At 61.7% G+C, this 13,056-nt stretch carries 10 protein-coding genes; 9 read left to right on the plus strand and 1 reads right to left on the minus strand.

Annotation, left to right across the window (positions count from 1 at the left end):
• Nucleotides 1-5 precede the first annotated feature (5 nt).
• Nucleotides 6-2,651: a pyruvate dehydrogenase (acetyl-transferring), homodimeric type gene (gene aceE, locus KJY40_RS03310; RefSeq protein WP_230734970.1), complete on the minus strand. Its 2,646-nt coding sequence runs from the start codon at nt 2,649-2,651 to the stop codon at nt 6-8.
• A gap of 262 nt (nt 2,652-2,913) precedes the next feature.
• On the opposite strand from aceE, the gene KJY40_RS29585 reads away from it, so the two are divergent.
• From KJY40_RS29585 to KJY40_RS03350, 9 genes are read left to right on the plus strand one after another with little or no spacing between them, the layout of a single operon-like run.
• Nucleotides 2,914-3,039 carry a hypothetical protein gene (locus KJY40_RS29585; RefSeq protein ID WP_255261909.1) on the plus strand — a complete coding sequence of 42 codons (126 nt, stop codon included), beginning with the start codon at nt 2,914-2,916 and terminating at the stop codon, nt 3,037-3,039.
• Entirely contained in the window at nt 3,036-5,975 is a 2,940-nt protein-coding gene (gene glnE / locus KJY40_RS03315; protein WP_230734972.1) for a bifunctional [glutamate--ammonia ligase]-adenylyl-L-tyrosine phosphorylase/[glutamate--ammonia-ligase] adenylyltransferase, read from the plus strand. Before KJY40_RS29585 ends, glnE begins: the two co-directional genes overlap by 4 nt.
• Nucleotides 5,976-6,026: 51 nt before the next feature.
• Complete coding sequence (gene waaF, locus KJY40_RS03320; protein ID WP_039766536.1) at nt 6,027-7,061, plus strand: lipopolysaccharide heptosyltransferase II; 1,035 nt, start codon at nt 6,027-6,029, stop codon at nt 7,059-7,061.
• A gap of 1 nt (nt 7,062) precedes the next feature.
• Nucleotides 7,063-8,124: a lipopolysaccharide heptosyltransferase I gene (waaC, locus tag KJY40_RS03325; protein WP_230734974.1), complete on the plus strand. Its 1,062-nt coding sequence runs from the start codon at nt 7,063-7,065 to the stop codon at nt 8,122-8,124.
• Nucleotides 8,124-9,245 carry a glycosyltransferase family 4 protein gene (locus KJY40_RS03330; protein ID WP_085685321.1) on the plus strand — a complete coding sequence of 374 codons (1,122 nt, stop codon included), beginning with the start codon at nt 8,124-8,126 and terminating at the stop codon, nt 9,243-9,245. Before waaC ends, KJY40_RS03330 begins: the two co-directional genes overlap by 1 nt.
• Nucleotides 9,246-10,052 (plus strand): lipopolysaccharide core heptose(I) kinase RfaP, encoded by an 807-nt coding sequence (gene rfaP, locus KJY40_RS03335; protein WP_085608461.1) that lies wholly within the window; start codon nt 9,246-9,248, stop codon nt 10,050-10,052.
• Nucleotides 10,052-10,786 (plus strand): lipopolysaccharide kinase InaA family protein, encoded by a 735-nt coding sequence (locus tag KJY40_RS03340; protein WP_230734977.1) that lies wholly within the window; start codon nt 10,052-10,054, stop codon nt 10,784-10,786. The genes rfaP and KJY40_RS03340 overlap by 1 nt, the downstream gene beginning before the upstream one ends.
• Nucleotides 10,783-11,535, plus strand: coding sequence for a lipopolysaccharide kinase InaA family protein (locus KJY40_RS03345; protein WP_230734979.1), 753 nt, complete (start codon nt 10,783-10,785; stop codon nt 11,533-11,535). Before KJY40_RS03340 ends, KJY40_RS03345 begins: the two co-directional genes overlap by 4 nt.
• Nucleotides 11,535-12,986 (plus strand): lipopolysaccharide kinase InaA family protein, encoded by a 1,452-nt coding sequence (locus KJY40_RS03350; protein ID WP_230734981.1) that lies wholly within the window; start codon nt 11,535-11,537, stop codon nt 12,984-12,986. Before KJY40_RS03345 ends, KJY40_RS03350 begins: the two co-directional genes overlap by 1 nt.
• Nucleotides 12,987-13,056: the final 70 nt, after the last annotated feature.

Genomic DNA, 13,056 nt, shown 5'->3' on the forward strand with positions numbered 1-13,056 from the left:
TCTCCTCAGCAGTCCAGTGGGTTGCGTTTTTCCGGGTCGATGCCGAACTTGGTAATGGCCTCGGCCACGACTTTAGGTTCGATATCACCACGGTCAGCCAGTGCTTCCAGGGCTGCCAACACCACGAAATGACGGTCGACTTCGAAGAAATGACGCAGTTTCTTGCGGCTGTCGCTGCGGCCGAAACCGTCGGTGCCCAGGACTTTGAATTCCTTGGACGGTACCCACTGACGGATCTGCTCGGCGAACAGTTTCATGTAGTCGGTAGACGCGATGACCGGACCTTTACGGCCGCTCAGGCACTCTTCGACATAGCTGCGCTGAGGCTTCTGGCCAGGTTTCAGACGGTTGCTGCGCTCTACGGCCAGGCCGTCGCGACGCAGTTCGTTGAAGCTGGTGACGCTCCACACGTCGGCACCGACGTTGAACTCTTCACGCAGGATCTTCGCCGCTTCACGGACTTCGCGCAGGATGGTGCCGGAGCCCATCAGCTGTACGTGGTGCGCCGCTTCGCGGGTGTCTTCTTCCAGCAGGTACATGCCTTTCTTGATGCCTTCTTCGGCACCGGCCGGCATGGCTGGCTGCTGGTAGGACTCGTTCATCACGGTGATGTAATAGAAGATGTCCTGTTGCTCTTCGGTCATCTTCTTCATGCCGTCCTGAATGATCACCGCCAGCTCGTAGCCGTAGGTCGGATCGTAGGTGCGGCAGTTCGGGATGGTGGCAGCCAGCAGGTGGCTGTGACCGTCTTCGTGCTGCAGGCCTTCACCGTTCAGGGTGGTACGGCCGGCGGTGCCGCCGATCAGGAAACCACGGGTGCGGCTGTCGCCGGCGGCCCAGGCCAGATCGCCGATACGCTGGAAGCCGAACATCGAGTAGAAGATGTAGAACGGCAGCATTGGCTGGTTGTGGCTGGAGTACGAAGTACCGGCGGCGATGAAGGAGCTCATGGCGCCTGCTTCGTTGATGCCTTCTTCAAGGATCTGACCTTTCTGGTCTTCCTTGTAGAACATCACCTGGTCTTTATCGACTGGCTCGTAGAGCTGGCCGACGGACGAGTAGATGCCCAGCTGACGGAACATGCCTTCCATACCGAAGGTACGGGCTTCGTCCGGGATGATCGGAACGATGCGCGGGCCGATTTCCTTGTCCTTGACCAGTTGCGCGAGGATCCGCACGAACGCCATGGTGGTGGAAATTTCACGGTCGCCGGAACCGTCGAGGATCGCCTTGAGGGTGTCCAGATCCGGAGTCGGTACGCTGAAGCTCTGTGCGCGACGCTGAGGCACGAAACCGCCCAGTGCAGAGCGACGCTCGGCCAGGTAACGGGCTTCGGCGCTGTTTGGCTCAGGCTTGAAGAACGGCAGGTTTTCCAGCTCTTCGTCTTTCACCGGAATGTCGAAGCGGTCGCGGAACAGCTTCAGGCTGTCGACGTCGACTTTCTTGGTGTTGTGCGCGGTGTTCTTCGCTTCGCCCGCACCGGTACCGTAACCCTTGATGGTCTTGGCCAGGATGACGGTCGGTTGTTCTTTGTGGTTGACCGCTTCGTGATACGCGGCGTAGACCTTGTACGGGTCGTGGCCGCCACGGTTGAGTTTCCAGATCTCGTCGTCGGACAGATCAGCAACCATCGCCTTGAGTTCTGGCGTGTTGAAGAAGTGTTCACGCACGAACGCGCCGTCTTTGGCTTTGTAGTTCTGGTACTCGCCGTCGATGACTTCGTCCATGCGACGTTGCAGGATGCCGTCGACGTCTTTGGCCAGCAGTGGGTCCCAGAAACGGCCCCAGATGACTTTGGTCACGTTCCACTGAGCACCGCGGAACACGCCTTCGAGTTCCTGGATGATCTTGCCGTTGCCGCGAACCGGGCCGTCGAGGCGCTGCAGGTTGCAGTTGATGACGAAGATCAGGTTGTCCAGCTTCTCGCGGCCGGCCAGGGAGATCGCGCCCAGGGATTCCGGCTCGTCGCACTCGCCGTCGCCCAGGAAGCACCAGACTTTCTGTTTGCCCGGCTGAATGAAACCACGGTGTTCCAGGTACTTCATGAAGCGAGCCTGGTAGATCGCCTGGATCGGGCCCAGACCCATCGAAACGGTCGGGAACTGCCAGAAGTCAGGCATCAGCCAAGGGTGCGGGTAGGACGACAGGCCCTGACCGTCGACTTCCTGGCGGAAGTTGTTCATCTGGTCTTCGGTGATGCGGCCTTCCATGAATGCACGGGCGTAAACGCCTGGCGAGGTGTGGCCCTGGAAGTAGATCAGGTCGCCGCCGTGTTCGTCGGTCGGGGCCTGGAAGAAGTAGTTGAAGCCGATGTCGTACAGGGTCGCACTGGAAGCGAAGCTGGAGATGTGACCACCCAGGTCAGAATCTTTCAGGTTCGTACGCATTACCATGGCCATCGCGTTCCAGCGTACCAGCGAGCGAATGCGGCGTTCCATGAACAGGTCGCCAGGCATGCGTGCTTCGTGGGTAACGGGGATCGTGTTGCGGTAAGGCGTGGTGATGGCGTAAGGGAGCTGCGAACCGCTGCGGGTCGCCAGTTCACCCATACGGGTCATCAGATAGTGAGCACGGTCTTCGCCTTCTTTGTCGAGAACCGATTCCAGGGCGTCCAGCCATTCCTGGGTTTCGACGGGATCGAGGTCTTGCATGGCTTGCTCCAGGGCGGAAAGGCTTCCAGAATCGGTTGCCTGAGTTTGCGACTGGCCTTGTGGGCAGACGATTTAAAATTCTTGGATTGCCGACAGGTTGTTCCGGCGGCGTGTAGTTTTACTACAAATCATCCGGCATTTCAGCCTTTCGAATGTATAGACGAGTAGTAAAACTACAGATGAAAGGCTTGTGGCCTCCGACTGCGTTGTGAGAATAATCGTTAAGGTTGGTCTTTAGCCATCCGAAAAAGGTGAAAGTTTGATGCTGGCTGCCAAAGAAAAAGAAATTTCAGCTATTTCTCACTTTTGTTCGACAGTCCTTCGCGTAGCGGTTTTTCAATCATCACTACAAGCGGCCATTTACACGCCGATCAAGGATAGACCATGACCCTGCCCGCGCTTGCCGAACTGCCCGCCATTCTCCTGCCGTTGGTCAGCCGATCGGAGCAGTCGTTCCGTGCGGCCGTCGGTCAACTGGAAGACGATCACGGCTTCTCGTCCTGGGCGCCGGAACGCTGGGCGCAGTTCGCCCGCGTCAGCGCCGCCAGCGATTTCGTCATTGAACAGAGCGTTCGTGACCCTTTGATGTTGTTGTCGCTGGTGCAGTCCGGCGAGCTGGACCGGCCGTTCGCCCCCGGCGAGTTGTGCGGGCAGATTGCGGCTGCGGTCAGCACCGCGCAGACCGAAGATGAACTCGGGCGAGCCCTGCGTCGTCAGCGCACCCGGCATCAAGTGCGGATCATCTGGCGCGATCTCAACCGCCAGGCCGATCTGGTGCAGACCTGCCGCGACCTCTCGGACATGGCCGACGCCAGCATCGATCAAGCCTATCAATGGTTGTATCGCCGCCATTGCGACCAGTTCGGCACGCCGACCGGCCGGCGCAGCGGCGAACCGCAGCAGATGGTCATTCTCGGCATGGGCAAGCTCGGCGCGGTCGAGCTGAATCTGTCCTCGGACATCGACCTGATCTTCGCCTACCCCGAGGGCGGCGAAACCGTCGGCGTGAAGCGCCCGCTGGATAACCAGGAATTCTTCATCCGCCTCGGCCAGCGCCTGATCAAGGCCCTCGACCCGATCACCGTCGACGGTTTCGTGTTCCGTGTCGACATGCGCCTGCGCCCTTACGGTTCGTCCGGCGCGCTGGTGCTGAGCTTCAATGCGCTGGAGCAGTATTACCAGGATCAGGGCCGCGACTGGGAACGCTACGCGATGATCAAGTCGCGGGTGGTGGCCGGCGATCAGGTGGCGGGCGAGCAGTTGCAGGAAATGCTGCGACCGTTCGTTTACCGGCGCTATCTGGACTTCTCGGCGATCGAAGCGCTGCGCACCATGAAGCAGCTGATCCAGCAGGAAGTGCGGCGCAAGGGCATGGCCGACAACATCAAATTGGGCTCCGGCGGTATCCGTGAAGTCGAGTTCATTGCCCAGGCCTTTCAACTGATTCACGGCGGTCGCGACCTGAGTCTGCAACAGCGTCCTCTATTAAAGGTGTTGAGCACGCTTGAAGGGCAGGGCTATCTGCCGCCGGCGGTGATCAGCGAACTGCGCGAAGGTTACGAATTTTTGCGTTACACCGAACACGCGATCCAGGCGATTGCCGACCGCCAGACTCAGATGCTGCCGGACAGCGTTCAGGATCAGGCGCGTATCGCGTTCATGCTCGGTTTTGCCGACTGGGAGGCGTTCCACGAGAAGCTGATGTTCTGGCGCGGCCGCGTGGCCTGGCACTTTGCGCAAGTGATCGCCGATCCCGATGAGGACGAAGGCGCCGAGAGTGAAGTGGTGGTTGGCGGTGAATGGCTGCCACTGTGGGAAGAAGCTCAGGACGAAGAAGCGGCCTGTCGCCAGCTGGAGGAGGGCGGTTTCGCCGATGCGACCAAGGCCTTGAAGGCACTGGCGAGCCTGCGTGCCAGCCCGCAGTTGCGGGCGATGCAGCGTCTGGGGCGCGAACGTCTCGATGCCTTTATTCCGCGTCTGCTGGCTCAGGCGGTGGAGCATGAAAATCCCGATCTGGTGCTGGAGCGGGTTCTGCCGCTGGTCGAAGCGGTGGCCCGGCGCTCGGCTTATCTGGTGCTGCTGACGGAAAACCCCGGCGCGCTGCGGCGTTTGCTGACGCTGTGCGCCGCCAGCCCGTGGATCGCCGAGCAGATTACCCGTTTCCCGCTGCTGCTCGATGAACTGCTCAATGAAGGCCGGTTGTTCAAGCCGCCGCTGGCGCCGGAACTGGCCGCCGAGTTGCGCGAGCGCCTGACCCGGATCCCGGAAGACGACCTCGAACAACAGATGGAAGCCCTGCGCCATTTCAAGCTGGCGCACCGCTTGCGCGTCGCCGCGTCGGAAATCGCCGGCAGCCTGCCGTTGATGAAAGTCAGCGATTACCTGACCTGGCTGGCCGAAGCGATTCTTGAGCAAGTGCTGGCCCTGGCCTGGCGCCAGACCGTGGCCAAGTACGGCACGCCGCTGCGCACCGACGGCACGTTGTGCGATCCCGGCTTCATCATTGTCGGTTATGGGAAAGTCGGCGGGATCGAGTTGGGGCATGGTTCGGATCTGGATCTGGTGTTTATCCACGATGGCGACCAACAGGCTGAAACCGATGGCCCGAAACCGATCGATGGCACGCAGTTCTTCACCCGGCTCGGCCAGCGGATCATTCACTTGCTGACGGCGCAGACCAACTCCGGTCAGTTGTACGAAGTGGACATGCGCCTGCGTCCTTCCGGAGCATCCGGGCTGTTGGTCAGTTCGCTCGGCGCGTTTGCGCGCTATCAGGAAAACGAAGCCTGGACCTGGGAACATCAGGCGCTGGTGCGGGCGCGGGTGCTGGTGGGCAGCAAGGATGTCGGCCAGGCCTTCGAGAACGTCCGGGCCCAGGTGCTGGGCAAGGTGCGGGATCTGGCGAAACTGCAACAGGAAGTGAGCGAGATGCGCGCCAAGATGCGCGACAACCTCGGCAGCAAGAGCACCGTCGCCGGTACCGGGGCGAATGCCTTCGAGGCCACGGCGCCGTTCGACCTCAAGCAGGACGCCGGAGGTATCGTCGATATTGAATTTATGGTGCAATACGCGGCTCTGGCGTGGTCGCAAACCCACCCGCCGTTGCTGCGCTGGACGGACAATATCCGCATTCTGGAAGAGCTGGAGCACGAAGGGCTGATGCCTGCCGAAGACGCCAGCCTGTTGCGCGAGGCCTACAAGGCCTATCGTTCCGCCGCCCACCGGCAGGCATTGCAGAAGGACGCCGGGGTGATACCGGGCGATCAGTTCGCGGACGAACGGCGGCAGGTGATGCGGATCTGGCGTGAGCTGGGGCTAAGCTGATTCTCGAGACGGGGAGGCGTAAAGCCTCCCCGGTTCGTTTATGGAAACCACATGAATATTCTGATCGTTGGGCCCAGTTGGGTCGGTGACATGGTGATGGCGCAGACACTGTTTCAGTGTCTCAAGCAACGCCACCCGCAGTGCGAAATCGACGTGCTGGCCCCCGAGTGGAGCCGGCCGATCCTCGAACGCATGCCCGAAGTGCGCAAGGCCTTGAGCTTCCCGCTCGGCCACGGCGCGCTGGAGCTGGCGACCCGTCGGCGGATCGGCAAATCCCTGGCCGGCCAGTACGACCAGGCGATCCTGCTGCCGAATTCGTTGAAGTCGGCACTGGTGCCGTTCTTCGCCGGCATCCCGAAACGCACCGGCTGGCGCGGCGAATTCCGCTACGGCCTGCTCAATGACGTGCGCACGCTGGATAAAGAACGTTATCCCCTGATGATCGAGCGGTTCATGGCGCTGGCCTACGAGCCGAACGCCGAGCTGCCGAAACCTTATCCGCGTCCGAGCCTGCAGATCGATCCGGTGACCCGCGAGGCCGCATTGGCCAAGTTCGGTCTGACCCTCGATCGCCCGGTGCTGGTGTTGTGCCCCGGCGCCGAATTCGGCGAAGCCAAGCGCTGGCCGTCCGAGCATTACGCCAAGGTCGCCGAGGCGCGGATTCGCGAAGGCTGGCAGGTCTGGCTGTTCGGTTCGAAGAACGATCACGCGGTCGGCGAAGATATTCGCGCGCGGCTGATTCCGGGCCTGCGTGAAGAATCCGTGAACCTCAGCGGCGGCACTTCGCTGGCCGAGGCCATCGACCTGATGTCCTGCGCCGATTCGGTGGTCTCCAACGATTCCGGCCTGATGCACGTGGCCGCTGCGCTGAATCGCCCGTTGGTGGCGGTCTACGGTTCGACCTCGCCGGGTTTCACCCCACCGCTGGCCGAGCATGTGGAAATCGTCCGTCTGGGCCTTGATTGCAGCCCTTGCTTCGACCGCACTTGCCGTTTCGGCCATTACAACTGCCTGCGCCAGCTGATGCCGGACGCGGTCAACGATGCCTTGCAGCGTTTGCAGGGCTCTGTGGTCGAGGTTCATTAACTTGCGGGTATTGCTGATCAAGACTTCATCGCTGGGCGACGTGATTCACGCGTTGCCGGCGCTGACCGACGCCGCCCGGGCCATTCCCGGGATCAAGTTCGACTGGGTGGTGGAAGAAGGTTTCGCCGAGATTCCGACCTGGCACCCGGCCGTAGGCAAAGTGATTCCGGTGGCGATCCGCCGCTGGCGCAAAAACATCTGGAAAACCATCAGCAGCGGCGAATGGAAGCGCTTCAAGCAATCCGTTCGGGTGAACAAATATGACTTGGTGATCGACGCTCAGGGCCTGCTGAAAAGCGCCTGGCTGACCCGCTACGTCAAAGCCCCGGTGGCCGGTCTCGACAAGGGCTCGGCCCGCGAGCCGATCGCTGCGCGCTTTTATGACCGCAAACTGGCGGTGGCCCGTGGGCAGCATGCCGTCGAGCGCGTGCGCCAGTTGTTCGCCATCGCACTGGGTTATGACTTGCCCAAAGGCCTGGGCGATTACGGCCTCAACGTCGAGCGTCTGGTCGAACTGCCACGTAAAAATGCTTACGTGGTGTTCCTCCACGGCACCACCTGGGACACCAAGCACTGGCCGGAAGCCTATTGGCGCGAGCTGACCGAACGGGTCGGCTACCTCGGCGTCGGGATCAAACTACCGTGGGGCAACCCGCTGGAGAAGGCCCGGGCCGAGCGCATCGCCGCCGGTTTCAAGCACGCCGAAGTGCTGCCGAAGCTGAACCTGGCCGGGGTCGGCAAAGTGCTGGCCGGCGCCCAGGCCTGCGTCGCGGTGGACACCGGTCTCGGCCATCTGGCCGCGGCACTGGACGTGCCGACGATTTCCCTGTTCGGCCCGACCAATCCAGGCCTGACCGGCGCCTACGGCAAGCTGCAGATTCACCTCGGCAGCGATTTCCCGTGCGCGCCGTGCCTGCAAAAGAAATGTACGTATCAACCGACCGCGCAGGATGCCCGTCAGTTTGACCTGAAACGCGAGTGGCCCCTGTGCTTCACGCGTCTGAATCCCGAGCGTGTTGCCAGCCGACTGAGCACGTTGTTGATGGCTGAGGAGCTGCGCTGATGCAATTGGCTTTTGTCCTGTACAAATATTTCCCGTTCGGCGGTTTGCAGCGCGACTTCATGCGCATCGCCCTCGAATGCCAGAAGCGCGGACACCAGATCCGCGTCTACACCCTGATCTGGGAAGGCGATGTGCCGCCCGGTTTCGAAGTGCTGGTGGCGCCGGTCAAGGCGTTCTTCAATCACCGCCGCAACGAAAAGCTCAGCGCGTGGATGGAGGCGGACCTGGCCAAGCGCCCGGTGGATCGCTTGATCGGCTTCAACAAGATGCCGGGGCTGGACGTCTACTACGCCGCCGACGGTTGCTTCGAAGACAAGGCGCAGAACCTGCGCAATTCGCTGTACCGCCGCTGGGGCCGCTACCGCCACTTCGCCGAGTACGAGCGCGCAGTGTTCGCCAAAGACGCGAAGACCGAAGTGCTGATGATTTCCGAAGTGCAGCAGCCGCTGTTCATCAAGCATTACGACACGCCGCTGGAGCGCTTCCACCTGCTGCCGCCGGGCATCGCCCAGGATCGTCGACGCCCTGCGGATGCCGACCAGATTCGCGCCGGTTTCCGCGCCGAATTCAATCTGAAGGACGACGAACTGCTGCTGGTGCAGATCGGTTCCGGGTTCAAGACCAAGGGCGTCGATCGCAGCCTGAAAGCGCTGGCCGCATTGCCTGCCGAGCTGAAGAAACGCACCCGGCTGTTTGTAATCGGCCAGGATGACCCCAAATTGTTCCAGATGCAGAGTGCGACGCTGGGCCTGGGCGACAACGTGACGTTCCTCAAGGGACGCAGCGATATCCCGCGTTTCCTGCTCGGTGCCGATCTGTTGATCCACCCGGCGTACAACGAAAACACTGGTACGGTGCTGCTTGAAGCGCTGGTCGCCGGGTTGCCGGTGCTGGTCAGCGCCGTCTGCGGTTATGCCCATTACATCGCCGAGGCCGATGCCGGGCGAGTGCTGGATGAACCGTTCGATCAGGCGCAACTGACGCAATACCTGACTGACATGTTGAACGACGACGCTGCACGGGCGGCCTGGAGCCGCAACGGTCTGGCCTTCGCCGAGACGGCCGACCTCTACAGCATGCCGCAGCACGCGGCCGATGTGATTCTGGCGGAGCACGCTTAAATGAAGTTGATGCTGGCTGAACCGTTCAAGAGCCTGTGGGCTGGCCGCGATGCGTTCGTGGAAGTCGAAGGCTTGCAGGGCGAGGTGTACCGCGAGCTGGAAGCCCGCCGGACGTTGCGCACGGAAGTCGACGGCAATGGCTTTTTCGTCAAGATCCACCGGGGTATCGGTTGGGGCGAGATCTTCAAGAACCTGCTGACCGCCAAGCTGCCGGTGCTCGGCGCGGGCCAGGAATGGAAAGCCATTCAACGCTTGCAGGAAGTCGGCGTGCCGACCATGACCGCCGTCGCGTACGGCGAGAAGGGCAGCAACCCGGCGGATCAGCATTCGTTCATCGTCACCGAAGAGCTGGCGCCGACCATCAGCCTTGAAGACTTCAGCATCGACTGGGTCAAGCAGCCGCCGCAGCCGAAACTCAAGCGGGCGCTGATCGCCGAAGTCGCGCGCATGACCGGCATGATGCACCGCGCCGGGGTCAACCACCGCGACTGCTACATCTGCCACTTCCTGCTGCACACTGACAAACCGGTGACTCCCGAAGACTTCAAGCTCTCGGTGATCGACCTGCACCGTGCCCAGACCCGCCCGGCGATCACCCAGCGCTGGCGCAACAAGGATCTGGCGGCGCTGTACTTTTCCGCACTGGACATCGGCCTGACCCGACGCGACAAGTTGCGCTTCCTCAAGGGCTACTTCCAGCAACCGCTGCGCCAGATCCTGGCCGAAGAAGCGCCGTTGCTGAGCTGGCTCGAAGGCAAGGCCAACAAGCTCTACGCGCGCAAGCAACGTTACGGGGATGCGCTCTGATGGCGGGTTGGAATCTGGAGCCTGAGTACCGTGAACTTGCGCAGTATTTCGGTAGCCTCGAAGCGGTATTTGCCCTTCAGGGCGAGCGCCTGACCCGCGATCCATTGTCCGAAGTCATTCGCGTGCAGCTCAACGGCGTCAACTATTACGTCAAGCGCTACACCGGGGCCGGCAAGGGCCTGCGTCGTTATCTGGGCAAGCCCCGGGTAAAGATGGAATGGCAGAACCTCAAGCGCTTCGCCAAGTGGGGCATTCCCACCGCCGAAGTGGTGGCGTGGGGTCTTGAACGCAACGGCATGGCCTACGATCGCGGGGCGATGATCACCCGTGAACTGCCGCGCACCGAAGACTTGTCGGCGCTGGCCGAGCGCAACGATCCCAAGCTCAAGGATCGTGCCTGGGTCGACGGCGTCAGCCGGCAACTGGCTGCTTATACGCGTGTCATGCACGACCACCGCTTCACCCATAACGATCTGAAGTGGCGCAATCTGCTGATCGACGATCAGGCGCAGTTGTTTCTGATCGACTGCCCGAACGGCGATTTCTGGCGCGGTTTCTGGCTCAAGTACCGGATCACCAAGGATCTGGCCTGTCTCGACAAGGTGGCCAAGTATCACCTGTCGAACACCCAGCGCCTGCGCTTCTACCTGCAATACCGTGGACGTGATCGGCTGAATGCCGCCGACAAGCAACGGATTCGCCACGTGGTGAGATTTTTCGAGGGACGCGAATGACTGATTTTCTGGCCGCTGAAGACCGTGCGCTGCTGGAGCGCCACGGTCTCGGCACATTCGATGCGCTGTGGTCCAAGCAGCTCGACGCCGTGGATGAGCCCAACACCGATGGCGGCGGCTGGAGCAGCGTGTTTCGTCTGGAGCTGGAAGGGCATGCCTATTACCTCAAGCGCCAGTGCAATTACCTGACCCGCACCTTGCACGCCCCGTTTGGCGAGCCGACGTTCGCCCGGGAATTTCGCAACATCAGTCGCTACAACAAGCTGGGTATTCCGGCGTTGCAGGCGGCGTTCTTCGGTGAGCGCAAGGTCAACGGCGAAGTCCGTGCGATCCTGCTGACCCGGGCGCTGGACGGCTGGGACGATCTCGATTCGCTGCTGCAGCGCTGGTCCGATCTCGATGCCGCGCAGCAATCGGCGATTCTCAAGTCTTGCGGCCTGTTGGCGCGCCATCTGCACGGCATGCGCCAGGTGCACGGCTGCTTCTATCCCAAGCACATTTTCCTGCGCGCCGTAGGCGACGGCTATCAGGCGCAGTTGATCGATCTGGAAAAGACCCGCCCGTTGCTGTTCGGTATGCGTGACCGGGTCAAGGACCTGGAGCCGCTGCTGCGCCGTGCGCCGGAGTGGAGCGAGGCGCAATTGCGTGAGCTGCTGGCGGCGTATCTCGATCAATCGACGGACAGTTCGCTGGTCGATAGCTGGGTCACGCGGCTGACCGCGCGGCGCAGTCGCAAGGAGACCCGCTGATGCAGCTGTCCGACCTGAAAAATGCCGGGCGCACGCCGAGTCTGCCGCTGACGGTTTCGCTGGCCGATGCGGCGGGCGCTGCCGATTTGCAGTTGCTCAGTCTGTTGCGGGTACTGCCGGGGCAGCGTTACGTCGGTGCCGGTGTGTGGCGCGGGCGTCCGGTGCTGGCCAAATTGCTGGTCGGCAACAAGGCTGCGCGGCACTTTCAGCGTGAACTGGAGGGCGTGAAGCTGCTCGCCGCCCAGGGCATGACCACGCCGTTGCTGCTGGCCGATGGCTTGAAGGACGGCGAAGGAGGCTGGCTGCTGTTCGAGTTCCTCGAAGGCGCCGAAAGCCTCGGCGATGCCTGGAACAAGGTCGAATCCTTGCCGGTGCTGGCCGACGAACAATCGGCGGTGCTGGCCGAAGCGCTCGGCGCCATCGGTCAATTGCACGGCAAAGGCCTGTGGCAGGAAGATCTGCACCTGGACAATCTGTTGCGCCATGGCGGCCAGCTCTATCTGATCGACGGCGCGGGTATCTGTGCGGAAAACGCCGGCCAGCCGTTGTCCCGGCAGAAAGTGCTGGAAAACCTCGGGGTGTTCTTCGCCCAATTGCCCAAGTCGCTCGAGCCGTTCACCGAAGAATTGCTGGTGTATTACCTGCTGAGCAACAGCGAGCACGCGCTGCCGCTGGAAGCCCTGCAAAAGCAGATCGACAAGGTCCGCGCCTGGCGCTTGAAGGATTACCTGATCAAGGTCGGTCGTGAGTGCACGCTGTTCAGCGTCAAGCGCGGCGCGTTCGGTCTGCGGTCGATTCGCCGAGAGGAAGAGCCCGCCATGCTGCCGGTGCTGGAGCAGGCCGATGCCTTGCTCGATCAGGGCCATCTGTACAAGACCGGCGGCGCGGCCAGTGTCGGCAAGGTCGAGGTTGCCGGGCGTCCTCTGGTGATCAAGCGTTACAACATCAAGAATTTTGCCCATTGGCTCAAGCGCTTCTGGCGTCCAAGCCGCGCCTGGCATTCCTGGCGCGAAGGCAATCGCCTGGCGTTCCTCGGCATTGCCACGCCAAAACCGCTGGCGGTGCTGGAAACCCGGTTTTTCTGGCTGCGCAGCAAGGCCTATCTGATCACCGAGCACCTGGCCGGGCCGGACATCATCGAGCGCTTTGCGCCGTACGTCGAAAGCGGCGAGGCACCGGAAGCCGAGCTGCAGGCGCTGGATCAGCTGTTTGCACGGTTGATCGCCGAACGCATCAGCCATGGCGACTTCAAGGGTCATAACCTGTTCTGGCAGGAAGATCGCTGGGCACTGATCGATCTGGACTCGATGTGCCAGCACGGCTCGGTGGGCAGCTTCGCCCCGGCCTATGCCCGGGATCGCGCGCGGTTCATGCGTAACTGGCCTGAAACCAGTGCGCTGTATCGGGTGATGGATCAGCGTTTGCCCAAGGATGTAGCAGGCACTGCGTGATTATTTTCGCCAGCGCGTAAGACATTTCTGCAGTTGAAATCGGGTGAGGGTTGTAGCGACAAATCCTTGT

The organism is Pseudomonas fitomaticsae (assembly GCF_021018765.1).
Classification (GTDB): domain Bacteria; phylum Pseudomonadota; class Gammaproteobacteria; order Pseudomonadales; family Pseudomonadaceae; genus Aquipseudomonas; species Aquipseudomonas fitomaticsae.

Coding starts and splice junctions, on each gene's coding strand:
- aceE (WP_230734970.1), bottom strand. CDS start 2,651: ATGCAAGACCTCGATCCCGTCGAAACCCAGGAATGGCTGGACGCCCTG.
- KJY40_RS29585 (WP_255261909.1), top strand. CDS start 2,914: ATGCTGGCTGCCAAAGAAAAAGAAATTTCAGCTATTTCTCACTTTTGT.
- glnE (WP_230734972.1), top strand. CDS start 3,036: ATGACCCTGCCCGCGCTTGCCGAACTGCCCGCCATTCTCCTGCCGTTG.
- waaF (WP_039766536.1), top strand. CDS start 6,027: ATGAATATTCTGATCGTTGGGCCCAGTTGGGTCGGTGACATGGTGATG.
- KJY40_RS03330 (WP_085685321.1), top strand. CDS start 8,124: ATGCAATTGGCTTTTGTCCTGTACAAATATTTCCCGTTCGGCGGTTTG.
- rfaP (WP_085608461.1), top strand. CDS start 9,246: ATGAAGTTGATGCTGGCTGAACCGTTCAAGAGCCTGTGGGCTGGCCGC.
- KJY40_RS03340 (WP_230734977.1), top strand. CDS start 10,052: ATGGCGGGTTGGAATCTGGAGCCTGAGTACCGTGAACTTGCGCAGTAT.
- KJY40_RS03345 (WP_230734979.1), top strand. CDS start 10,783: ATGACTGATTTTCTGGCCGCTGAAGACCGTGCGCTGCTGGAGCGCCAC.
- KJY40_RS03350 (WP_230734981.1), top strand. CDS start 11,535: ATGCAGCTGTCCGACCTGAAAAATGCCGGGCGCACGCCGAGTCTGCCG.